This is a genomic window from Aurantivibrio infirmus (assembly GCF_054767315.1).
This window is the reverse complement of record NZ_BAAFSK010000020.1, coordinates 1-1,324: the sequence shown is the minus strand read 5'-3', so window position 1 is coordinate 1,324 and position 1,324 is coordinate 1. Positions and strand designations below refer to the sequence as shown.

Annotated in this window: 1 protein-coding gene; it reads right to left on the bottom strand. The window is 44.6% G+C overall.

Features of this window, described 5'->3' with window-relative positions; translation table 11 throughout:
- Positions 1 to 256 precede the first annotated feature (256 nt).
- Positions 257 to 1,090 (bottom strand): discoidin domain-containing protein, encoded by an 834-nt coding sequence (locus tag ACYUCY_RS18310; protein WP_460227983.1) that lies wholly within the window; start codon positions 1,088 to 1,090, stop codon positions 257 to 259.
- Positions 1,091 to 1,324: the final 234 nt, after the last annotated feature.

Genomic DNA, 1,324 nt, shown 5'->3' with positions numbered 1-1,324 from the left:
CGTCATTTACGTCGCTGCGTGGGCCATCGGCGGTTTCGATTTGGCCATTGGCGTGATAGGTGTAGGACCAAGATTGTTGGGCAAATGTTTTGCTCGACAAACAAGTAACAGCAAGGATCACAAGAACCGGATGGGCGCGGCAAGTACACTTATTCATTCGAATTCCTTGGATTAATTTTTCGTGGATTTTTTTTCACACGATCCAAAACACATTGATATTCATGCACAAAAAAAATGCACCGCTTGCAGATTATTTTTATTGCGTGACGTCGTAGTACTCTGAGTAAGTGTAATTACCCGGATAAGTCAAGCCTGTTTGAGTACTTTGTGTGGTCCACGTGACGCCGTCATCGGAGTACTGTAGTGAAAATTCTGTCATAAACCGAGCCGAATTATCGTAGCCTGCTTGACGTACTTGCGCGACGGCTTGTGGACTCCCACCGAAATCCCACTGAATATAAAACGCTGCTGTATTGGTGTCACTGCTATACCACCAGGCTCGAGACGTTAAATTACCATCTATTACGTTGCCCACCCCACCATTCGGTGCATTAGATGTAGTCACCGTTGCTAGTGAGTTTAAGTTTGTATCATCTACTAAAGATAATTCAAGCTCTGACAATTCTAGGTAGTGATCATTGACTGTCATTCCATTAATTCGCCAATATTGATGCGCGCTGACTGTTCCACCACCGCCACCACCACCACTTGTGCCAGTAGTGGGCGCTAAGGCGACTTGGCTTAATTGACAATAGCCTTGATACAAATTCACATCATCCACTTCTACCACTAATTCCAATCCACCACCGTAGGCGCTTAACAAGAAAGTCGACGCGAGTTTTTCACTGTCGGGGAACGCGATATACACCAAATCACCGGCGCCTTTGTCACCGGTCGGGCAGGTGCTTAAGGTATCGACGCCGCTGAGTTGAAACCAACTCCAGCTTTCACTGATATTGGGGTCGGCACTTTCTAATACCGCGTTGTAAACAACGACATTACCACTCGCTGTAACATCCGCTTGGACGAAGTGACATAACAGCAATACTGTAAAACACATAAGCGAAGAAAATAATTTTTTTAGCTTCATGATATCCTCTGATTAATTTTAAAATCCTATTTTATAAAAACTTGTGACATACAAATTTCGAATTTTCTTTAGCGCTACTGCAACAGCAGTCGCCCAACTATCGACGATTGAAAAAGATTAGGAATCGATTTGCTGCCGTCTTTGCGACTGACAGGGTTACCGTCTGATAGATATTCCATCGCATCACCGACCCCGTCTTGATCATAATCACCTACCCCGTCACGATTCAGTGAT